This window comes from Pseudomonas sp. F8002, assembly GCF_013385495.1.
GTDB lineage: Bacteria > Pseudomonadota > Gammaproteobacteria > Pseudomonadales > Pseudomonadaceae > Aquipseudomonas.
The window spans coordinates 111,144-134,396 of record NZ_JACAPW010000001.1 but is presented as its reverse complement, the minus strand read 5'-3'; the positions used below and the strand labels follow the sequence as shown (position 1 = coordinate 134,396).

Genomic DNA, 23,253 nt, shown 5'->3' with positions numbered 1-23,253 from the left:
TCCAGAAAAGGCATGCGGCCATGCTACTCCACAGGTACTCAGTTTGGCTTTTCAAATGGCTTGTCGAAGGTGATTTTCGGGTCCTTCCACGGGCCTTCTACCTTGTACTGCACGCTGGCGAAACGCGAAACACGGTCGCCAATCAGCTTGTCGATCAGGAACAGCGCCCCGCCAATGGCCGGCGCGCCGACGATCAATGCAGCAATCGGCAGGTTGTTGGTGACCGGCAGCGTCACCAGCAACTTGGCATCGACGCGGTCTGCCACCAGGTCCAGGGTGCCGTTGATCTCCAGGTTACTCGACGGGCCCGTCATGGTGATCGGCTCACGGGTTACAAACACGCCGTTACTGGCGGCCAGCAAGCCCTTGACCCGGTCATAACTCAAGCCCTTGCCAAGCAAGTCCGAGAAGTCCAGGCGCAGCCGGCGACCGATGGAGTTGAAGTTCAGCAAGCCAAACACCCGCAGGGCCTGCGCACCGCCGTCCACTTCAACAAACTGGCCTTTGCGGAAACTGGCGTCCAGGCTGCCGGAGAAACGCTTGGGACCTACCCAGGCCGGCGAACCCGGCCAGCGGCCGTCCACGTCCACGTGAAAATCTTCGCTGGTCACGCTCGGCGCAAATCCCCAGCCCTTGAGCACGTCGCCAATGTTCTTGCCATCGAGGCGGCCCTTGTACCAACTGCTGCTGGCACCGGGTGCACCTTCCCAACCGCCGGCGCCCTGGAGCAGCATGCCCTTGAGCCCCAGGTTCAGGCTGTTGAACGCCATGCCCCTGGTGGTCGGGCGAACTTTCAGAGACCAGGCACCTACCAGGTCCGGGCCCTGGAACAACTGGGCAATCGAGATATCCAGCGCGGGAATATCCTTGGGATCAACATCAGCCAATGGGTCCGGCGCATTTTCATCCGCCTGCACGGTCGGATCCACCGCAGGCAGCTTCACGTACTGCAGGTTGACTGCAATCGGCGCGCCTTTGGCGTCCGGCAACCCCACGGTACCCTTGGCCTGCTGGCTGTCGAACTGCAAGCCCCAGGCAGCGGGTTTGCGGTCCAGCTGCAAGCTGACCTGGTCGAACTGGGTGCCGAAACCGGTCAGCTTGCCGACCTTGAAATCGGCCCCGCTCAACAACTGCTTGGCACTGCCACCCGGGTCGTTGCCGGCGTAGCGGTCCACGAGCTTTTTCCAGGGGTCGATATCCAGCTCCGACAACACGCCGCGGATTCGCAAGCCCTTGCCGGCCGGCAACACCGCATCGCCATCTCCCAGGAACAGCTCACCCCGGCCGTCGGCGAAATTGTCCGCCGGGGCGGCGAAGGTGAAGCTGCCCAACTCGCCATAATCGAACCAGTAACGGCGCTCCTTACCCTGCAAGGTCATGCGGAACACACTGTCGCGGCCCTGGCTCGCCGGCATGCCGAACGGCGCCGGCAGGTCCACGGCCACGCCCTTGAGGTTGGAGCTGACCATCAACTGGCTGTCGGCGCCATCGAGGTTGAGCTGCAATTGGTAGGGGATATCGCCGGACACCGGCAACGGCTGGCTGACCTTCAGCCAGTCAGTCAGCCGCTTGACGGTCACCTGCCCTTTCGCGGTGACGCGGGTGTTGAGGTCGCCTGGCTTGCCATCGGCGAAAATCTGCGCGGTGATCGGTCGGTCGAAGGCCTGGGCGCTGATGTTCTGGCCACTCAGGCCCTTGGCGCTGTCGAAGCGGAAATCACCCTTGAGCTGGCTCAGGTCCAGCGTAGGCTCGGCCAGTTGCAGGCGGGACTTGTCGGTCTTGAAATCCACCACGATCTTGGGATCGGCGCCCTTGGCCAGGGGAATATCCAGGTCCAGCTTGCCTTGCAGGTCGCCCTCGCCTTTCCAGCCGGCGAAGGTCGAGGCGGTGCCGATCGGCGCTTCCTGAAGGATTTTCAAGCCATCGCCCAGGCCACCGGCAAAGTTGCCGGTGAGCAGCAGGTGGCTGTCCTTGCCTTCGGGGGCGTGGGGAATGTTGACGTAGATATCATTGACCTTGGTGTCGAGCAGCTGGCCCTTGCTGGCCAGGATGCGCACGCCGCTTTCCTCGACAAACACTTCACCCTTGACCTTGCTCACGTGCGGCCAGCCCGGCTGGAATGCCAGCTCGGCATCATGCACCTTGAAGAACAGGCTGATATTGCGCGAGGCAGGCAGTGCGTCGTGGTTCAGCGAGCCTTGGTACTGGAAGAAGCCCTCGTCCACTGCCCCCTTGAGAATCGCAGTGCGCAGCCACTCATCGAGCGCCGGGCTCAACACCGCCGGCAGGTATTTGGGGGTGAAGCGGCCATCGCCGTCGACCATACCGACCCGCAGGTCCATGTAGTCTTCCTGGCTATGGTCGAAATGCAGGCGAATCAGGAAGTCGGCGGCGACCTTGCCCTCCTCGCCCAGCACCTTGATATACGGCGCGATCAGGGTGAAGCCTTCCTTGTCCAGCTTCCACGTCAGGCGGGCGTTGGCCTGGATGTACTGCCAGGGCTTGGCGAAGATCGGAAACAGGTGCAAGGAGAAATCCTTGCTGTCCATGCGCAGCTCACCCTTGCCCAGGTCACCGCTGATGCTGCCGCTGACATTGCGGGCTGCCGGTGCGCCGAAGTAAGCGTCGAAACCAATACGGTCGAGGTTGGCCGCGAAGCTCACGCGCTGGTCGGTGGTGTCTTGAGGCCGATAATCCAGCAACACGTTCCGCAGCGTGCCGGTGGCCTTCAGATGATCCAGGGTGGTGGCCACGGCTTCCGGCAAGGGTGCCAAGGCGTGCAGCAATGGCGTGATCGGCGTCAGGTCGAGGCGATCGGCCTGCAGGTTCCAGACTTCCTGGGCCTTGTCGGTGGCCAGGGTTTGCTGCAGTTGCAGGCGCGATTCCCAGCGGGTGTCGCCGAGGTTCATTGCGAGCGAGTCAAACAGCACCTTGAGGCCGCTGTCACTGCGTTGCAGGTACGCAGTGAGGGCCAGGTTCTCGATGTGCGTCGGCTTGCGATCGGCATAGCTGCCCTTGAGCTGCGGGGCGTTGAGGCGCACGGCGGCGCTTTGCACGGTGCCCTTGGCCCAGGTCAGCCAGAATTCGCCGCCGGCCTTGAGTTCGGTAAGTTTCCATTGCTGGGTCAGTTTTGCCGGGATCCATTTTGCCCAGTCACTCTGGGGCAAGCTCAGGTAAGCCTCGGCTTCGCCGTCTTTCCACTGGCTGGCGCGGATTCGGGTGCGCAGGTTCAACGCCAGGGGCTGGCCGTCGGGCAGGGTCAGGCGCGCGTCCAGGCGCTGGCGGTTGGCGCCGGTCTGCAGGCTCACGCCGACATAGGTCAAGGTCAGCGGAGCCTGGTCGAACGGCTGCAGCGTCACCTGGCTGTCGAGCAATGAAACCTGCCCGACCATTTGCAGGCGCGTCAGCAGTTGTTCGGGATCCAGCGGCTGGTCATCCTGCACCGGCAGGCCTTGCAGCGCCCAGTGGCCGTCCTGGTCTTCCTTCACGCTGACTTGCAGGCCGCTGACTTCCAGGTGGGCAATGCGCACTTCACGCGCCAGCAGGCTGGCCCAGATATCCGGCACCACTTGCACCTGGTCCAGGCGCAGGGCGCTGCTGCCCTCGCCGACCATCACGTCGTGAGCCAACAATACCGGCGCGAAGCCACTCCAGCGCCCTTCCAGGCTGCCGATGTTCACGGGCATATCCAGCGCAGTACGCGCCTTGGCCTCGATTTCGCCACGGTACTCCGCCACCAACGGCGTCAATTCACGGCCCAGGCTCACGTACACCGCCGCCAATACCAGCAGCAAGGCGCACAGGCCGAGGCCCCAGCGGGTCAATGCGGCAAAAAAGCGTATCAGACGCTCCATGTCAGGCGACCCTCAAAGGCAATAGTCGGACGGCAGATCAAGGCCTGCCCGTCTCGTTGATAAGAACTAACGCGAATCAGAGCAGCACCACGTCATATTGTTCCTGGGAATACATGGTTTCGACCTGGAAGCGAATGGTGCGCCCGATAAAACCCTCCAGCTCGGCTACGTTGCCGGATTCTTCATCCAGCAAACGGTCGACCACCTTCTGGTTAGCCAGGACTCTATAGCCCTCGGCCTGGTAGGCGCGTGCCTCCCGTAAGATTTCCCGGAAAATCTCGTAGCAAACCGTTTCCGGGGTCTTCAACTTACCGCGCCCCTGGCAACTGCTGCACGGCTCGCACAGCACTTGCTCCAGGCTTTCGCGGGTGCGCTTGCGGGTCATCTGCACCAGGCCCAGCTCGGTGATGCCGATGATGTTGGTCTTGGCGTGATCGCGCTCCAGTTGCTTCTCCAGGGTACGCAGCACCTGGCGCTGGTGCTCTTCGTCTTCCATGTCGATGAAGTCGATGATGATGATCCCGCCCAGGTTGCGCAGGCGCAGCTGGCGGGCGATCGCGGTGGCCGCTTCGAGGTTGGTCTTGAAGATGGTTTCTTCGAGGTTGCGATGGCCTACAAAGGCACCGGTATTCACGTCGATAGTGCTCATGGCTTCCGCCGGGTCCACCACCAGGTAACCGCCGGACTTGAGCGGCACTTTGCGCTCAAGGGCTTTCTGGATTTCGTCTTCGACGCCATACAGGTCGAAAATCGGCCGCTCGCCCGGGTAATGCTCCAGGCGATCGGCGATTTCCGGCATCAGCTCGGCAACAAATTGCGTAGTGCGCTGGAAGGTTTCCCGCGAGTCGATGCGAATTTTCTCGATCTTCGGGCTGACCAGGTCGCGCAAGGTGCGCAGGGCCAGGCCGAGGTCTTCGTAGATCACGCTGGGGGCGCCAATGGTCTTGATCTGCGCGCCGATCTGGTCCCACAGGCGGCGCAGGTAGCGGATGTCCATGAGGATTTCATCGGCACCGGCACCTTCTGCGGCAGTACGCAGGATAAAGCCGCCGGCCTCCTTGATGCCTTCGAGCGCCACGCAGTCACTGACCACCTTTTTCAGGCGCTCGCGCTCGGCTTCATCTTCGATTTTCAGGGAAATACCGACGTGGGCCGTGCGCGGCATGTACACCAGGTAGCGCGAAGGAATCGACAGTTGCGTGGTCAGCCGTGCGCCCTTTGAGCCAATCGGATCCTTGGTGACTTGCACCACCAGGCTCTGCCCTTCGTGCACCAGGGCGCTGATGCTTTCAACCGCCGGGCCTTCGCGCAGGGAGATTTCCGAAGCATGGATAAACGCAGCGCGGTCCAGGCCGATGTCGACGAACGCCGCTTGCATCCCCGGTAACACACGCACGACCTTGCCTTTATAAATATTCCCGACGATCCCGCGCTTTTGGGTGCGCTCGACGTGCACTTCTTGCAGAACACCGTTCTCTACCACCGCCACGCGTGATTCCATCGGCGTGATATTGATCAGAATCTCTTCACTCATGGCTGGGTCTCGTTCAGGCGTTTTCACAATAGTGACCGATCGCTTAAGGCTTGGCGCTGGAATAAGGCGTTTAGCGCACGGTAAGGTTTTGCCAACAGGGTATGCCGAATTGGCCCAGCAGTTCTGCGGTTTCGCAGACCGGCAGGCCAACGACGGCAGAGTAGCTGCCATTGAGTCCGGCGACGAACACCGCCGCCAAGCCTTGGATAGCATAGCCGCCCGCTTTGTCCTGGGGCTCGCCGCTGTGCCAATAAGTGGTGGCTTCGTCCGCTGAAATCCTGCGAAAGCGCACACGACTGCTGACCAGCTGCGTTTCGCAACGCGGGCCGTCAATCAGGGCAATGGCCGTCAAAACTTCGTGTTCACGCTCGGAAAGGGCCAGCAACATGGCCAGGGCATCGGCTTGATCCACGGGTTTACCGAGGATCCGGCCGTCGAGGATCACGGCTGTGTCCGCGCCCAGCACACAGGCGCCGGTGGCATCGGCCAAGGTCGCTCGACCGGCCGCAGCCTTGCCGCGCGCCAGGCGTTCTACGTAGGACGCGGGCGATTCATTTGTAAGGGGAGTTTCATCAATGGCGGCGCTGACGACGGTGAACGGCACGCCGATCTGTGTCAGCAGCTCACGCCGCCTCGGGGAGCCCGAGGCCAGATAAAGCGAGTTCATGCAGACTCTCCCTGTAGGGTTCGATAACCAGGCAGAGCCTCGCGATCCATTCAATTGATTTTATAGCGACGACGCAATCCACGCAGGCCAAAACTGACCCAGGGCCACAACAGCGCGCTGACCAGCGCGGGCAACACCAGCGCCAGGGTCGGTTGGCGGTTGCCGGTCAAGGCGCTGAGCCACAGCTGTACCAACTGCGCCAGGCCGAAGATCACCAGGATCACCAGGCACTGTTGCCACATCGGGAACATCCGCAGGCGCTGCTGCAATGACAGCACCAGGAAGGTAATCAGGGTCAGGATCAGCGCGTTCTGCCCGAGCAGGGTGCCGTAGAGCACATCCTCCATCAGCCCCAGGCACATGGCCGTGACCATCCCGACCTTGTGCGGCAGCGCCAGGGCCCAGAACGCCAGCAGCAAGGCGAGCCACAGCGGGCGCAGGATCTCCATGAATTGCGGCAGCGGCGAAACGCTGAGCAGCAAGCCGATGGCAAAGGTCAGCCAGACGATCCAGCCGTTACGCGAATGAGTACCGGCCATTATTCTTCCCTCTGCCGAGTGGTTGCCGGGGCAGCAGCCGGTGGTTTGGCGGCGGCGGGCGGTTTGGCAGCGGCAGGTGTTGCAGCCGCAGGCTTGGCCGGACGCGCGCTATGGGCCACAGGCTTGACCGGTGTCGCAACCGGCGCGGCTGGCGTTGCCGGAGCGGCTGCCGGGGCAGCAGGTGCAGCCGGTTTTGGCACGGTGGCCGGAATGATCGGCGCGGTGCCGTTTTGCTTGTCTTCCGCTTCCTGGGCCTGGGCGGCTTCGTTGGCACGCTCTTCCGGGGTGCGGTTGTCACTGAACACCAGCAACAGGTAACGGCTGCGGTTCAATGCGGCGGTCGGCACGGCGCGCACAATGGCGAACGGCTGGCCGGAATCGTGGATCACTTCCTTGACCGTCGCGACCGGGTAGCCTGCCGGGAACCGCTGACCCAGGCCGGAGCTGACCAGCAGGTCGCCTTCCTTGATGTCGGCGGTGTCTGCGACGTGACGCAACTCCAGGCGTTCCGGGTTACCAGTACCGCTGGCAATCGCCCGCAGGCCGTTGCGGTTGACTTGCACCGGGATGCTGTGGGTGGTGTCGGTCAGCAACAGGACGCGAGAGGTATAAGGCATCAACTCCACCACCTGGCCCATCAAGCCACGGGCATCGAGCACCGGTTGGCCAAGGACTACGCCGTCGCGCTCACCCTTGTTGATGATGATGCGATGGGTGAAGGGGTTCGGATCCATGCCGATCAACTCGGCCACTTCGACCTTCTCATTGACCAGCGCAGAGGAATTGAGCAACTCGCGCAGCCGAACGTTCTGCTCGGTGAGGGCCGCCAGCTTTTGCATGCGCCCCTGCAGCAGCAGGTTTTCGGTCTTGAGTTTTTCGTTCTCGGCCACCAGTTCGGTGCGGCTGCCAAATTGACTGGCCACTCCCTGATAGAGACGCTGCGGCAGGTCAGTGATCCAGTACGTCTGCATCAGGACCAGCGACATCTGGCTACGCACTGGCTTGAGCAGTGTGAAGCGGGCATCGACCACCATCAGCGCAACCGATAGCACGACCAGCACCAACAGGCGCACGCCCAATGAGGGGCCTTTGGAAAAAAGCGGTTTAATAAGCCGCTCCTCCCAGGCAAATGTTTTCTTTATTCATACGGCATCAAACCGGCCCGGATGCAGATTGAAGAAGATAAACGCCAACAGGCAGCACTGCAAAGTGCTGCCTGTGAGCGAAACATGGGCAAACCAGCAAATTCTTATTCGCTGGAGAGCAGGTCCATGGTGTGTTTATCCATCATTTCCAGTGCACGGCCACCGCCGCGGGCGACGCAGGTCAACGGGTCTTCAGCGACGATCACTGGCAAACCGGTTTCCTGGGCCAGCAACTTGTCGAGGTCGCGCAGCAAGGCGCCACCACCGGTCAGTACCAGGCCACGCTCGGCGATATCGGAAGCCAGTTCCGGAGGCGATTGCTCCAGGGCGCTCTTCACCGCCTGAACGATGGTGGCCAGGGACTCTTGCAGAGCTTCCAGCACTTCATTGGAGTTCAGGGTGAAGGCACGTGGAACGCCTTCGGCCAGGTTGCGACCGCGAACATCGACTTCGCGAACTTCGCCGCCCGGGTAAGCGGTACCGATTTCCTGCTTGATGCGCTCGGCGGTGGATTCGCCGATCAGGCTGCCGTAGTTGCGACGCACGTAGGTGATGATCGCTTCGTCGAAGCGGTCGCCGCCAACCCGTACGGATTCGGCATACACCACACCATTGAGGGAGATCAGGGCGATTTCAGTGGTACCACCACCGATATCCACCACCATCGAACCGCGCGCTTCTTCAACCGGCAGGCCGGCACCGATCGCAGCGGCCATTGGCTCTTCAATCAGGAACACTTCACGGGCACCGGCGCCAAGGGCCGACTCACGGATGGCACGACGTTCCACCTGGGTGGACTTGCACGGAACGCAGATCAGCACACGAGGGCTGGGCTGCAGGAAACTGTTTTCGTGAACCTTGTTGATGAAGTACTGCAGCATCTTTTCGCAGACACTGAAGTCAGCAATCACGCCATCCTTCATCGGACGAATGGCAGCAATGTTGCCCGGTGTTCGGCCCAACATGCGCTTGGCCTCGGTGCCAACGGCAACGACACTTTTCTGATTACCATGGGTCCGAATGGCCACAACCGATGGCTCATTCAGGACGATACCGCGCTCGCGCACGTAAATAAGGGTGTTGGCAGTGCCCAGGTCGATGGAAAGATCGCTGGAAAACATGCCACGCAGTTTCTTGAACATGGGAAAGGGACCCTAGGCAACGCGTGGGTAAAAAAGTGCGGCAAACTCTAACAACGACAGGGATTTTGGGCAAGGCGCCAATGTGCTAAATTGGCCGACTTTCTGTGCACCAACCCCCACAATCGCGGCCATATGACCGTAGAAATGCGGTAGTGTTCCTACAATCTAACACACGGATAGCTTCCGTTCTGTTTTCCACTGGAGAATCCCATGGCGCTTGAACGCTCCGACGTGGAAAAAATCGCTCATTTGGCCTGCCTGGGCCTCAATGAAGCCGATCTTCCACAGACCACCGCAGCCCTGAACAGCATTCTCGGGCTGGTCGACCAAATGCAAGCCGTGAATACCGACGGCATCGAGCCCCTGGCTCACCCGCTGGAAGCCAGCCAGCGCCTGCGCGCCGACGTCGTGACCGAGCGCAATAATCGCGAGGCTTACCAGTCCATCGCGCCAGCGGTCGAAAACGGCCTGTACCTGGTTCCGAAAGTCATCGACTAAAGGGAAAGAGCCTGCAATGCATCAATTGACTCTGGCCGAGATCGCCCGCGGTCTCGCCGACAAAAAGTTTTCTTCCGAAGAGCTGACCACGACCCTGCTGGCGCGTATCGCCGAGCTGGACCCTAAGGTCAACAGCTTCATCAGCATCACCGAAGAGCTGGCCCTGAGCCAGGCCAAGGCCGCCGACGCACGTCGCGCCAACGGTGAGAACGGCGCCCTGTTGGGTGCGCCGATTGCCCACAAGGACCTGTTCTGCACCCAGGGCATTCGCACCAGCTGCGGCTCGAAGATGCTCGACAATTTCAAGGCGCCCTACGACGCCACTGTGGTCGCCAAGCTGGCCGCTGCCGGGGCCGTGACCCTGGGCAAGACCAACATGGACGAATTCGCCATGGGCTCGGCCAACGAGTCGAGCCACTACGGCGCGGTGAAAAACCCGTGGAACCTCGAGCACGTGCCCGGTGGTTCGTCCGGTGGTTCGGCGGCCGCGGTTGCCGCTCGTCTGTTACCTGCCGCCACGGCCACCGACACTGGCGGCTCGATCCGCCAACCGGCCGCTTTCACCAACCTCACCGGTCTGAAACCGACCTACGGTCGCGTTTCCCGCTGGGGCATGATTGCCTACGCCTCCAGTCTCGACCAGGGCGGCCCCCTGGCACGCACCGCTGAAGACTGCGCAATTTTGTTACAAGGCATGGCAGGCTTCGATCCGCAGGACTCCACCAGCATTGATGAACCCGTGCCGGACTACAGCGCCAGCCTGAATACCTCGATCAAAGGCCTGCGCATCGGCGTGCCGAAAGAGTATTTCAGCGCCGGCCTCGACCCGCGCATCGCCGAACTGGTGCACAACAGCGTCAAGGAGCTGGAAAAGCTCGGCGCCGTGATCAAGGAAATCAGCCTGCCGAACAACCAGCACGCGATTCCGGCCTACTACGTGATCGCCCCGGCAGAAGCGTCCTCCAACCTGTCGCGGTTCGACGGCGTGCGCTTCGGCTACCGCTGCGAAAACCCGAAAGACCTCACCGACCTGTACAAGCGCTCCCGTGGCGAAGGTTTCGGCGCGGAAGTACAACGCCGGATCATGGTCGGTGCCTACGCCCTGTCGGCCGGCTACTACGACGCGTACTACCTCAAGGCGCAAAAGATCCGTCGCCTGATCAAGAACGACTTCATGGCTGCCTTTAATGAAGTCGACGTGATCCTCGGCCCAACCACGCCGAACCCGGCCTGGAAGATCGGCGCCAAGACCGGCGACCCGATCGCCGAGTACCTGGAAGACCTGTACACCATCACCGCCAACCTCGCCGGTCTGCCGGGCTTGTCCATGCCTGCAGGTTTCGTCGATGGCTTGCCGGTGGGCGTGCAACTGCTCGCCCCGTATTTCCAGGAAGGCCGCCTGCTCAATGTGGCGCACCAGTACCAGTTGAACACTGACTGGCACACTCGCACCCCTACCGGCTTCTGAGGAGAACACTATGCAATGGGAAGTCGTGATCGGGCTGGAGATTCATACCCAGCTCGCCACCCAATCGAAGATTTTCTCCGGTAGCGCCACCACGTTCGGCGCAGAACCCAACACCCAGGCCAGCCTGGTAGACCTGGGCATGCCCGGCGTACTGCCGGTGCTGAACCAGGAAGCGGTGCGCATGGCGGTGATGTTCGGCCTCGCCATCGATGCCGAGATCGGCCAGCACAACGTGTTCGCCCGCAAGAACTACTTCTACCCGGACCTGCCCAAGGGCTACCAGATCAGCCAGATGGAATTGCCGATCGTCGGCAAGGGCTACCTGGACATCCCGCTGGAAGACGGCACCATCAAACGTGTCGGCGTGACCCGTGCGCACCTGGAAGAAGATGCCGGCAAGAGCCTGCATGAAGAATTCAACGGCGCCACCGGCATCGACCTGAACCGCGCCGGCACCCCGCTGCTGGAGATCGTTTCCGAGCCGGACATGCGCAGCGCCAAGGAAGCCGTGGCCTACGTCAAGACGATCCACGCGCTGGTGCGCTACCTCGGCATCTGCGACGGCAACATGGCCGAAGGCTCGCTGCGTTGCGACTGCAACGTGTCGGTACGGCCAAAAGGCCAGGCCGAGTACGGCACCCGCTGCGAGATCAAGAACGTCAACTCGTTCCGTTTCATCGAGAAGGCGATCAACACCGAAGTACGTCGCCAGATCGAGCTGATCGAAGACGGCGGCAAGGTGATCCAGCAGACTCGCCTGTACGACCCGAACAAAGACGAAACCCGCGCCATGCGCAGCAAAGAGGAAGCCAACGACTACCGTTACTTCCCCGATCCGGACCTGTTGCCGGTGGTCATCGAGGACTCGTTCCTGGCTGACGTGCGCGCCACGCTGCCGGAACTGCCACCGCAGAAACGCGAGCGTTTCCAGGCGCAGTTCGGTCTTTCGGTGTATGACGCAAGCGTGCTGGCGTCGAGCCGCGAGCAAGCCAACTACTTCGAAAAAGTCGTGAGCATTGCCGGCGACGCCAAACTGGCGGCCAACTGGGTGATGGTTGAGCTGGGCAGCCTGTTGAACAAACAGGGCCTGGAAATCGACGAAGCACCGGTGTCGGCCGAGCAACTGGGCGGCATGTTGCTGCGGATCAAGGACAACACCATCTCCGGCAAAATCGCCAAGACCGTGTTTGAAGCCATGGCCGCCGGCGAAGGCAACGCTGACGAGATCATCGAGAAGCGCGGCCTGAAACAAGTCACCGACAGCGGCGCGATTTCCGCCGTGCTCGACGAGATGCTGGCAGCCAATGCCGAACAGGTTGAACAATACCGTGCGGCGGATGAAGCCAAGCGCGGCAAGATGTTCGGCTTCTTTGTCGGCCAGGCGATGAAAGCCTCCAAAGGCAAGGCCAACCCGCAACAGGTCAACGAACTGCTGAAAAGCAAACTCGAAGGCTAAACGCGGTCGTCTCACTGCGGGAGCCGGCTTGTGTGGGAGCTGGCTTGCCTGCGATAGCATCACCTCGGTGCACCTGCAAGACCGAGGCGCTTGCATCGCGGGCAAGCCCGGCTCCCACATAAGCCGGTTTCCACATCACTTTTGGGGACACCTTGAATGAAGCGTCTACTCGGCCTGTTGGCCCTGTTCTCTCTGCTCGCCGGCTGCGCCAGCGGCCTCATCGACCCCAACGGCTATGACGAAACCGGCTCCGCGTCCTACTACGGCGCCAAACACCACGGCAACCGCACTGCCAGCGGTGAACCGTTCAACCAGAATGCCCTGACCGCCGCCCATCGTCGCCTGCCCTTCGGCACGCAGGTGAAGGTCACCAATCTCGACAACAACAAAAGCGTCGTTGTCCGCATCAATGATCGCGGCCCGCATACCCGTGGGCGCCTGATCGACCTTTCACGCAAGGCCGCCGAACAGATCGGTATGATCGGCAGCGGCACCGCGCGCGTTCGCGTGCAATCACTCAGCAACTGACCGACGGAGCCCAGGCCATTTCCGCATTAACCGCCCTCTCGCCCTTTAGCCTGATCGAACTGATCAGCGGCCTGCTGCTGTTGATCTTCGGCGCAGAAGTATTAGTGCGCGCCGCCGTGCGCCTGGCGGCCAGCCTCAAGGTGCGCCCGCTGATCATCGGCCTGAGCATCGTCGCCTTCGGCAGCAGCGCGCCGCAGATGGCGATCAGCTTGCAAGCGACCCTGGCGGACAACACCGACATCGCCGTGGGCAGTGTGATCGGCAGCAGCATCTTCAACACCCTCGTGACCCTTGGCCTGGCAGCCCTGATCATTCCGCTGCGGGTCTCCCGGCAACTGGTACGCCTGGATATCCCGATGATGATCATCGCCAGCCTGCTGGTGTTTGTGCTAGCCGCCAATGAAGAACTCACGCCGATCGATGGCCTGTTACTGCTGGTGGCCCTGGTGGCCTACCTCGGCGTGCTGCTCTACCAGACCCGCCACTCCCGCCGCCCGCGCACCCGGGACACTGTGGTGCAGGCGCCGTGGCTGAGCAGCGTGCTGCTGATGCTCGGTGGACTGTTGATCCTCGTACTGGCCGGGCACCTGCTGCTGGGCGCGGCGGTGGACGTGGCCTCTGACCTGGGCCTGTCGGAACGCATCATCGGTCTGACGCTGATTGGCGTCGGCACTTCCCTGCCCTGCCTGGCCACCTCGCTGATCGCCGCCCTGCGCGGCCAGCGGGAAATTGCCGTGGGCAACGTGATCGGCAGCAACCTGTTCAACCTGCTTGGGGTGCTGGGCTTTACCGCCCTCGTGGCGCCCTCGCCGTTGTCGGTGTCGCCCAATGCCCTGGATTTCGACCTGCCGGTAATGCTCGGCGTGGTCGCCCTGTGCCTGCCGGTGTTTTATTCGGGCTACCGCGTCACCCGGGCCGAAGGCCTGGTGTTCCTGGGCCTGTACCTGGTGTACGGGCTGCACGTGGTGTCGTTCACCTTCGGCATGCCGCTGGCCAACAAGCTTGAACAACTGATGCTGTATTACGTCCTGCCAGCGCTGGTGGCTTTCCTGTTGTTCACCTCGCTACAAGCCTGGCGCCGCCAACACAAGAGGGAATCGCAATGACCGAACAGAAAAAGCCCGGCGTTGAAATGCGCCGCCAGGTGATGGGTGATGTGTTTGTCGATCGGGCGCTGGGCAATGCCACGGAGTTCAGCCAGCCGCTGCAGGATTTCGTCAACGAGCATGCCTGGGGCAGCGTGTGGAATCGCGAAGGGTTGCCGCTGAAAACCCGCAGCCTGATCACCCTCGCCGCGTTGACCGCCCTCAAGTGCCCGCAGGAACTCAAGGGCCACGTGCGCGGCGCGCTGAACAACGGTTGCACCGTGGAGGAGATTCGCGAGGCGCTGCTGCATTGTGCGGTGTATGCCGGTGTGCCGGCGGCGATTGACGCCTTCCGCGCCGCGCAGGAAGTGATCGACAGCTACCAGAAAGACGCCTAGATCCAGCCACCCGCCTGCAACACGAAAATCCCGATATTCGTGGTCACCGCCGCCATCAGGGTGGTGATCACGATAATCGCGGCCGCCAGTTCATGATTGCCCTGCGCCGCCCGCGCCATGACAAAACTGGCCGCCGCCGTGGGCGCGCCGAAGTACAGGAACAGAATCCCCAACTCCGGCCCGCGAAACCCCAGCAGCCACGCCCCCAGGGTCGCGATCACCGGCAGCCAGACCATCTTCATCAGGCTGGCACTCAGGGCCATGTCGCCGCTTTTACGCAGTGCCGCCAACGACAACGTGCCACCGATACAGATCAACGCCAATGGCAACGTCATGTCCGCCAGGTACTGCCCGGAGGATTCCAGCCAGCCAGGCAAGCCAATCTGGAAGTACGCGAAGGGCGCCGCCGCGATCACGCTGATGATCAACGGGTTGGCCAGCACGCTTTTGAAAATGCTCCACGGGTCGGACTTGATCACCGGGCTGTACACCGCCAGCACAATGGTCGACAGGGTGTTGTAGAACAGGATCACCAGCGCCGCGAGCACCGCGCCAAGGGAAATCCCGTAGTCACCGTACATACTGGCGGCCAGGGCCAGGCCGATCACCCCGTTGTTACCGCGAAACGCGCCTTGGGCATAGATGCCGCGATCTTCCCGCGGGCACCGAAAGATCGCCCAGCCCCAGGCCAGGGCGAAACTCAGCAGCGTGGCGACGGCGAAGTAGATCAGCAGGCCGGGCTTGAGGGCTGAATGCAGGTCGGCATGGAGAATCCCGAGGAACAGCAACGCCGGCATGGTGACGTTGAACACCAGGGCCGAAGCGATGTGGATAAAGTTGTCGTTGATCCAGTTGATGCGCTTGAGCAGTACGCCCAGGAACAGCATGGCAAACACCGGCGCGGTGATGTTCAGGGTTTGTAGGAGGATTGCCAGCATGCCGGGGAGAACCTTGGGTGGGCGTCGTGGCTAATGATAAGCCAGCATGGCCAGCTTCGTCTGGACTACCGCTTTCGCGAGCAAGCCCGCTCCCACATTTGACCGAGTTCTACCTTTGGAATGCAGTCAAATGTGGGAGCGGGCTTGCTCGCGAAGCAGGCGACTCGGTCTTAAGTAATCGGCGCCGGATTGAACAACGTAATGTCGTTATGCAGCTTGTGCTGCTCCGCCCATGTCTGCTTCTTGCCGCTGGCCACATCCAGGTAGAAGTGGAACAACTCCCAACCCAGCTCCTCAATCGTCGCCCGGCCGGTGGCGATCCGCCCGGCGTCGATGTCAATCAGGTCAGGCCAACGCTGCGCCAGCTCCGTCCGGGTCGAGACCTTCACCACCGGCGCCATCGCCAGCCCATACGGCGTGCCACGCCCGGTGGTGAACACGTGCAGGTTCATCCCCGCCGCCAACTGCAACGTGCCGCACACAAAATCACTCGCCGGCGTGGCACAAAAGATCAGGCCCTTGCGATTGAACCGCTCGCCCGGGCCAAGCACGCCATTGATCGCACTGCTGCCCGACTTGACGATGGAACCCAACGACTTCTCGACAATATTCGACAACCCACCCTTCTTGTTCCCCGGCGTAGTGTTGGCGCTGCGATCTGCCTCGCCCTTGGCCAGGTAGCGGTCGTACCAGTCCATTTCCCGCACCAGCTCCCGGGCCACGTCCTGGTTCTCGGCACGGGAAGTCAGCAGGTAGATCGCATCGCGCACTTCGGTCACTTCGGAAAACATCACCGTCGCGCCCGCCCGCAGCAGCAAATCCGAGGCATAACCCAGCGCCGGGTTCGCGGTAATCCCCGAGAACGCATCACTGCCGCCACACTGCATACCGAGGATCAACTCCGACGCCGGTACGGTTTCCCGCCGGCGCAGGTCGAGTTTCTTCAGGCGGGTTTCGGCCAGTTCCATGATCTGTTCGATCATTTCGGTAAAGCCGTGGCTGGAGTCCTGCAACCGATACAGCCATGGCTCGCTCAGGTCTACCGAGCTGTCGTTTTCATGCATCACCTGCCCGGCCTGCAACTTTTCGCAACCCAGGCTGATCACCAGGGCTTCACCGCCCAGGTTCGGATTGCGCGCCAGGTTACGCACGGTGCGGATCGGGATGTAGGCGTCGGTGGCCGTGATCGCCACGCCGCAGCCGTAGCTGTGGGTCAGCGCCACCACGTCATCGACGTTCGGGTACTTGGGCAGCAACTCGTCCTTGATGCGCTTCACCGCATGGTCCAGCACGCCCGTGACGCACTGCACCGTGGTGGTAATCCCGAGGATATTGCGTGTGCCCACGGTGCCGTCGGCATTGCGATAACCCTCGAAGGTAAAACCTTCCAGGGGCGCTTGGGCCTCGGGCACTTCGGTGGACAGCGGCAAGCTGTCCAGCGGCGGCGCCGTGGGCATGCGCAGTTGATCTTCCTGCACCCAACTGCCTCGAGGAATCGGGCGCAGGGCATAACCGATGGTCTGGCCGTAGCGAATGATGCGGCCGCCTTCGGGGATGTCTTCCAGCGTCACCTTGTGGCTTTGGGGAATGAAATCCACCGTCACCAGGCCGTCGGGAAACTCGGTCCCCGCCGGTACGCCCTGGTCGTTGACCACAATCACCACGTTATCCAGCGCGTGCAAACGGATGGAGCGTGGCGAATCGGCATGTTCAATCAACTGCATGACGCGGGCCCCTTCAGGAATGCGCTTGGGAAAGTTTAGTCAGCTCGGGGCCTTTGGCCGGCGGCTCCTTGAGCACCACACGCTTGATCGGGCCGACGATCACCACGTAACTGAACACAGCGACCAGCGCGTTGGCGCCAACGAACACCAGGGCCCACTTGAACGAGCCGGTGGTGCTGATGATGTAGCCAATCACGATCGGGGTGGTGATCGACGCAATGTTGCCGAACATGTTGAACAGACCACCGCTCAAACCGGCGATTTGCTTTGGCGAGGTGTCGGAGACTACCGCCCAACCCAGTGCGCCAACGCCTTTACCGAAGAAGGCCAGGGCCATGAAGCCCACCACCATCCATTCGATGTCTACGTAGTTGCAGGCCACGATACTGCAGGAAATCAGCAATCCACCAATGATCGGCGCCTTGCGGGCGAACGTCAGCGAATGGCCTTTGCGCAGCAGATAGTCGGAAATGATCCCGCCCAACACGCCACCGATAAAACCACAGACCGCAGGCAGGGAAGCAATAAAGCCGGCCTTGAGGATCGTCATGCCGCGCTCCTGGACCAGGTACACCGGGAACCAGGTCAGGAAGAAGTAGGTGATGCCGTTGATGCAGTACTGGCCCAGATACACGCCGAGCATCATGCGATTGGTCAGCAATTGACGAATGTAATCCCACTTCGGCCCGTCGACTTTCTTGCCTTTGCCCTTGTCCTGATCCATATCGACCATGCCGCCGTTCTGGGCGATGTGCTGCAGTTCGGCGTCGTTGATCATCGGGTGTTGGCGCGGGCTGTGGATAAGTTTCAGCCAGATCAACGAGAACAGAATGCCGATGCCGCCCATCACGATAAACACGTGCTGCCAGCCGAAGGTGTAGACGATCCAGCCCATCAACGGCGCGAACAACACGGTGGCGAAGTACTGCGCCGAGTTGAAGATCGCCGAGGCCGTACCCCGCTCAGCCGTAGGAAACCACGCCGCCACGATGCGCGCATTTCCGGGGAAGGATGGCGCTTCAGCCAGGCCCACCAGAAAGCGCAACATGAACAGCGCAACGATGGCCGTGGAAACACCGAACTCACCGACATAGCCTTGCAGCACGGTGAACAGTGACCAGGTGAAGATACTCAGGGCGTAGACTTTTTTCGAACCGAATCGGTCCAGCAGCCAGCCGCCGGGAATTTGCCCGGCCACGTAGGCCCAACCGAATGCGGAGAAGATATAGCCGAGGGTGACCGCGTCGATGCCGAGGTCTTTTTGCAGGCTGGAGCCGGCAATGGCGATGGTGGCCCGGTCGGCGTAGTTGATCGTGGTCACCAGGAACAGCATGAGCAGGATCAAATAGCGGACATGGGTCGGCTTGGTCGCTTGCATGAAGATGTACTCCCACTAATTATTTTTTTTGCGGGTAATCAAATTGTAAGCCTGTGACGGGCACGGACCCGCCACAGGGTGCAGCCGTTACGAACCGATGTAGCTGGTTTTCACCACGGTGTAGAACTCTTGCGCATAGCGACCCTGCTCACGCGAACCGTAGGATGAACCCTTACGGCCACCGAATGGAACGTGGTAATCCACACCGGCAGTCGGCAGATTGACCATCACCATCCCGGCCTGGGAATGACGCTTGAAGTGGTTGGCGTATTTCAGCGAGGTGGTGGCGATACCGGCCGAGAGGCCGAACTCGGTGTCGTTGGCCATCGCCAGCGCCGCCTCGTAATCCGCCACGCGCACCACGTTGGCCACCGGGCCGAAGATCTCTTCACGGCTGATGCGCATCGCGGCTTCGCTGTCGGCAAACAGCGTCGGCGCGAGGAAGTAGCCTTCGGTGTCGCAGGTCACCAGCTCACCGCCGCTGACCAGCCGGGCGCCTTCGCTCTGGCCGATGTCGATGTACTTCAAGTCCTGGTCCAGCTGGGCCTGGGAAACCACCGGGCCGATGTCGGTGCCGGTTTTCAGGGCGTGGCCGACCTTGATCGACTTCATCCGCTCAGCCATGGCCGCGACGAACTGGTCGTGAATCCCGGCGGTGACGATAAAGCGGCTGGACGCGGTGCAACGCTGGCCGGTGGAGTAGAACGCGCTCTGCACCGACAGCTCGACGGCTTGTTTGAGGTCGGCGTCGTCGAGAATGATCTGCGGGTTCTTGCCGCCCATTTCCAACTGCACCTTGGCCTGGCGCGACACGCAGCTGACGGCGATCTGACGACCCACGCCCACCGAGCCGGTGAAGCTGATGCCGTCGACTTTCGGGCTGTTGACCATGGCATCGCCGACCACACGGCCGCTGCCCATCACCAGGTTGAACACACCGGCAGGGAAGCCAGCGCGGGAGATGATTTCGGCCAGGGCCCAGGCGCAGCCCGGTACCAGTTCAGCCGGTTTGAGCACCACGCAGTTGCCGTAGGCCAGGGCCGGGGCGATCTTCCAGGCCGGGATGGCAATCGGGAAGTTCCACGGCGTGATCAGGCCAACCACGCCCAACGCCTCACGGGTCACTTCAACGTTGACGCCCGGACGCACCGACGGCAGGTAGTCGCCGGACAGGCGCAGGCATTCACCGGCGAAGAATTTGAAGATGTTACCGGCGCGGGTCACTTCGCCGATGGCTTCCGGCAGGGTCTTGCCCTCTTCCCGGGCCAGCAGGGTGCCGAGTTCTTCGCGACGGGCGAGGATTTCGGTGCCGACTTTATCCAGCGAATCATGACGCGCCTGGATCCCGGAAGTGGACCAGGCCGGAAAAGCAGCGCGCGCAGCGTCGATGGCCGCGTGGACCTGGGCGAGGTCAGCCTTGGCGTATTCGCCAATGACATCAGACAACTCCGACGGATTGATGTTGGCCGAGTAGTCGGCGCCGGCAACCCACTGGCCACCGATGTAGTTTTCGAAACGCTTGGCTTGGGACACGAATTCTCTCCTGACGCAAAAAGCCGCTGATTACTCAGCGGCCTTGGTGATGGGTTATTGCGCGCCTTGCTTGTCGATCAACGCGGCCAGGGCTTCGTATTCTTCCGGCAGCAGATCGGTCAGCGGCGTACGCACGGGGCCTGCGTCGTAACCGACGATTTTCGCCCCGGCCTTGACGATGCTCACCGCGTAACCGGCCTTGCGGTTACGGATGTCGAGGTACGGCAGGAAGAAGTCGTCGATGATCTTGCCGACGGTGGCGTGATCTTCCCGGGCAATGGCGTGGTAGAAATCCATCGCGGTTTTTGGAATGAAGTTGAACACCGCCGAGGAGTACACCGGCACGCCCAGGGCCTTGTAGGCAGCGGCGTAAACCTCTGCAGTCGGCAAGCCGCCCAGGTAGCTGAAACGGTCACCGAGGCGACGACGGATCGACACCATCAATTCAATGTCACCCAGGCCGTCCTTGTAACCGATCAGGTTCGGGCAGCGCTCGGCCAGGCGTTCCAGCAGCGGCGCGGTCAGGCGGCAGACGTTGCGGTTGTAGACCACTACACCGATCTTGACCGACTTGCACACCGCTTCAACGTGGGCGGCAACCCCATCCTGGCTGGCTTCGGTCAGGTAGTGCGGCAGCAGCAACAGGCCTTTGGCGCCCAGACGCTCGGCTTCCTGGGCGTATTCGATGGCCTGGCGGGTGGCACCGCCGACGCCAGCAAGAATCGGCACGCTGGTGGCGCAGGTATCAACGGCGGTTTTCACCACTTGCGAATATTCGCTGGCCGCCAGGGAGAAAAACTCACCGGTGCCGCCAGCGGCGAACAAGGCGGTAGCGCCGTAAGGGGCCAGCCATTCCAGACGCTTGATGTAGCCCGCCTGGTGGAAATCACCCTGGGCATTGAAATCGGTCACCGGGAAAGACAGCAGACCGTGAGAGAGGATGGACTTCAGTTCTTGTGGATTCATTATTCGAACACCCTGGGCGAAGACTTTCTGTTGTGAGATTACGGATGGTTATCTTGATGTCGTACGTCATCGTACAACTATAAAAATATTCGTCAACTGCAATTCATCGCCGCCCTTCTCGATTGCTGCTTTCTTGACGTAGGAAGTTTTTCCTCTATGCTCGGGATAACTGTATATACGTACAGTTATTACGGAAGATTCCTATGACATAGCAAGGAGCTAACATGTCAGATCTTGAACTCGCCACACCTGTGAAAACCCCGCCAACCCTGCGTTTTGAAGGCGGCGAACACACCGCCATCGGCGACGACACCCTGTTGCGTTTCGTCAAGGACGCCCCGCCGATTCCCGCCCGGCAGGTCGAATTGCACCTGCCCAATGGCCTGGCGCTGAGCTACGGCCAGATCATCGCCCTGGGCGGTGATTTCTATGGCATCCCCGGGCGCCCCATCAACGAAGGCACATCGCCCGCTGATCGTGTGCAGCGCTTTACCGATGCATTCAACTCGCTGGCGGTATTGCCAGCATCACGGGAAGAAGCGGGCAAGATCCTGGCGGTGATGCAAAAGGAGATCAATGCGGTCAACCAGGCGATCAAGGACGGCAAGCAACCCCATGAAGCCTATGACGCGCTGGGTGACACCTTGTCCGAGGAATGGAACCGCATCACCGGCGGCGGCAGTGCTGTCTCGGCACTGATTCCACTGGGGCGCTACCTGAAACTGGCGGCAGACAATGCCGACCACTTTGGCGAATGGGCTTTGGCGGCCTATCTGGCGGGGCATACGGCAGCCTTGCAACAAGCCGTCGTGGCGCATCAGACCGGCACCGACCAGGCGCTGGAACTGGCCTATGCCATGAACAGCTTTGCTGATCACTTTTTGACCGATCTATTTTCCGCCGGGCACCTGCGGGTACCGCGCAAGCAACTGGCGGCGGTGGTGACACCGGGTGAACTGGGCTCGCTGATCAGCCGCTTCATGCACGATGAAGACAGCAAGTTCGGGCTCAATGTGCGCAACGCCCTGGGCGAGCAGTGGCATGCCTACGGTGATAAACGCTATTTCGACAGCAACGATGCGGCCAACCGCGCCATGGTCAAACGCGCCGTGCAGGCCTCGGCCGATGAGATCTTCGAAACGTTTATCAGCGGCATGGCGCCCTCCCCGGCCAACTTCAAGGCACCGCTGTATGTGCCGGACCTGAACGCCGCGCAGAACCCGGCGAACAACTTCTCACCGCTGTTCAAGGCTGAAGGCGACAAGGTGCTGCGACGCAAGGACGTCAACAACCTGAACGACAAGCAGTGGACCAATGACTGGTGGGGTTGGAGCACGTATCTGCTGCTGAAGGATTACAAGCCAAACCAACCTGCCAGCTAATATTCCAGGCAACAAAAATCAAATGTGGGAGCTGTCGAGCCTTGGCGAGGCTGCGATGGGATCGACTCGGTGAATCTGCTAGACCTCAGTGCCCGCATCGCAGCCTCGCTGAAGCTCGACAGCTCCCACACTGAATCTGCATCGCTCTACAAATCGCATCCCAACGGCTTAACCGCGCTGCGCTTCCGCCTCTTCATGGGCATGGCGCAGCCGCTCACGGCTGTTGGTCAGGTGCAACCGCATGGCCGCCCGCGCCGCGTCCGAGTCCTGGCGCGCGATCGCCTCATAGATCTCTTCGTGTTCGCGGCTCAGGCGGCTCATGTAGTGCTGCTGGTCATCATGGGCCAGGCGTGCCGAGTTCAGCCGCGTGCGCGGAATGATGCTGGTGCCCAGGTGGGTCATGATGTCGGTGAAGTAGCGGTTGCCGGTGGACAGGGCAATCTGCAGGTGGAACTGGAAGTCCGACGCCACCGCATCACCGGCGTGGGCCGCACTTTCGTTAAGGGCATCGAGGGCAGCACGCATGCCGGCCAATTGCTCGTCGCTACGGCGCTGGGCAGCAAGCCCGGCAGACTCCACTTCCAGGCTGATCCGCAGTTCAAGGATGGCCAGCACATCACGCAGGGTGACGACAGTGGCCGGATCAATCCGGAAACCGCTGGGGCTTGGCGTATCCAGCACAAAGGTACCGATGCCATGGCGGGTTTCTACCTGCCCGGCGGCCTGCAATCGCGAGATGGCTTCACGCACCACGGTGCGGCTGACCCCATGGGCGTCCATGATCGCCGACTCGGTGGGCAGTTTGTCGCCACGTTTGAGTTGGCCGTCGCGGATCTGCTCGGACAACACCGTGACCAATTCCTGGGCAAGGCTGCGGCGCTTGCGGGGAAGACGAGGGGCGGCGCTGGAGTTTTCCATGATGAATCATCTATCTCGGCGATCTGAAGCACGCATGATAGCCCATGGCGGTTGTACGATCACCGTCCTGTCATGACTTTCATCTATAACCGCCGGGGTT

The 23,253-nt window shown here is 61.5% G+C and carries 19 protein-coding genes; 7 read left to right on the top strand and 12 right to left on the bottom strand.

Features of this window, described 5'->3' with window-relative positions:
• Nucleotides 1–38: 38 nt before the first annotated feature.
• The 6 genes from HX811_RS00610 to mreB form a co-directional block, all read right to left on the bottom strand.
• Nucleotides 39–3,854, bottom strand: a complete 3,816-nt coding sequence (locus tag HX811_RS00610; RefSeq protein ID WP_177044363.1) for a YhdP family protein — start codon at nt 3,852–3,854, stop codon at nt 39–41.
• Between the two features lie 76 nt (nt 3,855–3,930).
• The gene (gene rng, locus HX811_RS00605) at nt 3,931–5,388 is read right to left on the bottom strand and encodes a ribonuclease G (protein ID WP_003216085.1); all 1,458 of its coding nucleotides are present in this window, start codon (nt 5,386–5,388) and stop codon (nt 3,931–3,933) included.
• A 70-nt stretch (nt 5,389–5,458) separates the two neighbouring features.
• Complete coding sequence (locus HX811_RS00600; protein WP_008437228.1) at nt 5,459–6,055, bottom strand: nucleoside triphosphate pyrophosphatase; 597 nt, start codon at nt 6,053–6,055, stop codon at nt 5,459–5,461.
• A gap of 50 nt (nt 6,056–6,105) precedes the next feature.
• A complete protein-coding gene (gene mreD, locus HX811_RS00595; protein WP_003216081.1) occupies nt 6,106–6,594 on the bottom strand; it encodes a rod shape-determining protein MreD in 489 nt (162 codons plus the stop codon).
• Nucleotides 6,594–7,703: a rod shape-determining protein MreC gene (gene mreC, locus HX811_RS00590; protein ID WP_080673268.1), complete on the bottom strand. Its 1,110-nt coding sequence runs from the start codon at nt 7,701–7,703 to the stop codon at nt 6,594–6,596. Before mreC ends, mreD begins: the two co-directional genes overlap by 1 nt.
• Nucleotides 7,704–7,843: 140 nt before the next feature.
• Nucleotides 7,844–8,881, bottom strand: coding sequence for a rod shape-determining protein MreB (gene mreB, locus HX811_RS00585; RefSeq protein ID WP_002555108.1), 1,038 nt, complete (start codon nt 8,879–8,881; stop codon nt 7,844–7,846).
• A 210-nt stretch (nt 8,882–9,091) separates the two neighbouring features.
• Between mreB and gatC the strand changes: the two genes are divergently transcribed.
• The 6 genes from gatC (at nt 9,092) to HX811_RS00555 (ending at nt 14,314) form a co-directional block, all read left to right on the top strand.
• Nucleotides 9,092–9,379 (top strand): Asp-tRNA(Asn)/Glu-tRNA(Gln) amidotransferase subunit GatC, encoded by a 288-nt coding sequence (gene gatC, locus HX811_RS00580; RefSeq protein ID WP_003216077.1) that lies wholly within the window; start codon nt 9,092–9,094, stop codon nt 9,377–9,379.
• Between the two features lie 16 nt (nt 9,380–9,395).
• The gene (gene gatA, locus HX811_RS00575) at nt 9,396–10,847 is read left to right on the top strand and encodes an Asp-tRNA(Asn)/Glu-tRNA(Gln) amidotransferase subunit GatA (RefSeq protein WP_177044362.1); all 1,452 of its coding nucleotides are present in this window, start codon (nt 9,396–9,398) and stop codon (nt 10,845–10,847) included.
• Between the two features lie 10 nt (nt 10,848–10,857).
• A complete protein-coding gene (gene gatB / locus HX811_RS00570; protein WP_003216073.1) occupies nt 10,858–12,303 on the top strand; it encodes an Asp-tRNA(Asn)/Glu-tRNA(Gln) amidotransferase subunit GatB in 1,446 nt (481 codons plus the stop codon).
• A 156-nt stretch (nt 12,304–12,459) separates the two neighbouring features.
• A complete protein-coding gene (locus HX811_RS00565; RefSeq protein WP_177044360.1) occupies nt 12,460–12,831 on the top strand; it encodes a septal ring lytic transglycosylase RlpA family protein in 372 nt (123 codons plus the stop codon).
• A gap of 59 nt (nt 12,832–12,890) precedes the next feature.
• Nucleotides 12,891–13,937 carry a calcium/sodium antiporter gene (locus HX811_RS00560; protein ID WP_032899620.1) on the top strand — a complete coding sequence of 349 codons (1,047 nt, stop codon included), beginning with the start codon at nt 12,891–12,893 and terminating at the stop codon, nt 13,935–13,937.
• On the top strand, nt 13,934–14,314 hold the full coding sequence (locus HX811_RS00555) for a carboxymuconolactone decarboxylase family protein (protein WP_003216068.1): 381 nt from the start codon (nt 13,934–13,936) through the stop codon (nt 14,312–14,314). Before HX811_RS00560 ends, HX811_RS00555 begins: the two co-directional genes overlap by 4 nt.
• On the opposite strand, the gene HX811_RS00550 is transcribed toward HX811_RS00555, so the two are convergent.
• The 5 genes from HX811_RS00550 to kdgD all read right to left on the bottom strand — a co-directional run bounded on the left by HX811_RS00550 (nt 14,311) and on the right by kdgD (nt 20,853).
• Nucleotides 14,311–15,252, bottom strand: coding sequence for an AEC family transporter (locus HX811_RS00550; RefSeq protein WP_177044358.1), 942 nt, complete (start codon nt 15,250–15,252; stop codon nt 14,311–14,313). The genes HX811_RS00555 and HX811_RS00550 overlap by 4 nt on opposite strands.
• Nucleotides 15,253–15,422: 170 nt before the next feature.
• On the bottom strand, nt 15,423–16,976 hold the full coding sequence (gene garD, locus HX811_RS00545; RefSeq protein ID WP_088422717.1) for a galactarate dehydratase: 1,554 nt from the start codon (nt 16,974–16,976) through the stop codon (nt 15,423–15,425).
• 13 nt (nt 16,977–16,989) lie between these two features.
• Entirely contained in the window at nt 16,990–18,354 is a 1,365-nt protein-coding gene (locus tag HX811_RS00540; RefSeq protein ID WP_003216062.1) for an MFS transporter, read from the bottom strand.
• A gap of 87 nt (nt 18,355–18,441) precedes the next feature.
• Nucleotides 18,442–19,887 carry an aldehyde dehydrogenase family protein gene (locus HX811_RS00535; protein ID WP_003216060.1) on the bottom strand — a complete coding sequence of 482 codons (1,446 nt, stop codon included), beginning with the start codon at nt 19,885–19,887 and terminating at the stop codon, nt 18,442–18,444.
• A 54-nt stretch (nt 19,888–19,941) separates the two neighbouring features.
• The gene (gene kdgD / locus HX811_RS00530; RefSeq protein WP_003216058.1) at nt 19,942–20,853 is read right to left on the bottom strand and encodes a 5-dehydro-4-deoxyglucarate dehydratase; all 912 of its coding nucleotides are present in this window, start codon (nt 20,851–20,853) and stop codon (nt 19,942–19,944) included.
• 224 nt (nt 20,854–21,077) lie between these two features.
• Between kdgD and HX811_RS00525 the strand changes: the two genes are divergently transcribed.
• Nucleotides 21,078–22,235 carry a phospholipase gene (locus HX811_RS00525; RefSeq protein ID WP_177044356.1) on the top strand — a complete coding sequence of 386 codons (1,158 nt, stop codon included), beginning with the start codon at nt 21,078–21,080 and terminating at the stop codon, nt 22,233–22,235.
• Between the two features lie 168 nt (nt 22,236–22,403).
• Here the strand turns inward: HX811_RS00525 and HX811_RS00520 are convergent, their stop codons facing one another.
• Nucleotides 22,404–23,153 (bottom strand): FadR/GntR family transcriptional regulator, encoded by a 750-nt coding sequence (locus HX811_RS00520; RefSeq protein WP_008437251.1) that lies wholly within the window; start codon nt 23,151–23,153, stop codon nt 22,404–22,406.
• Nucleotides 23,154–23,253 lie beyond the last annotated feature (100 nt).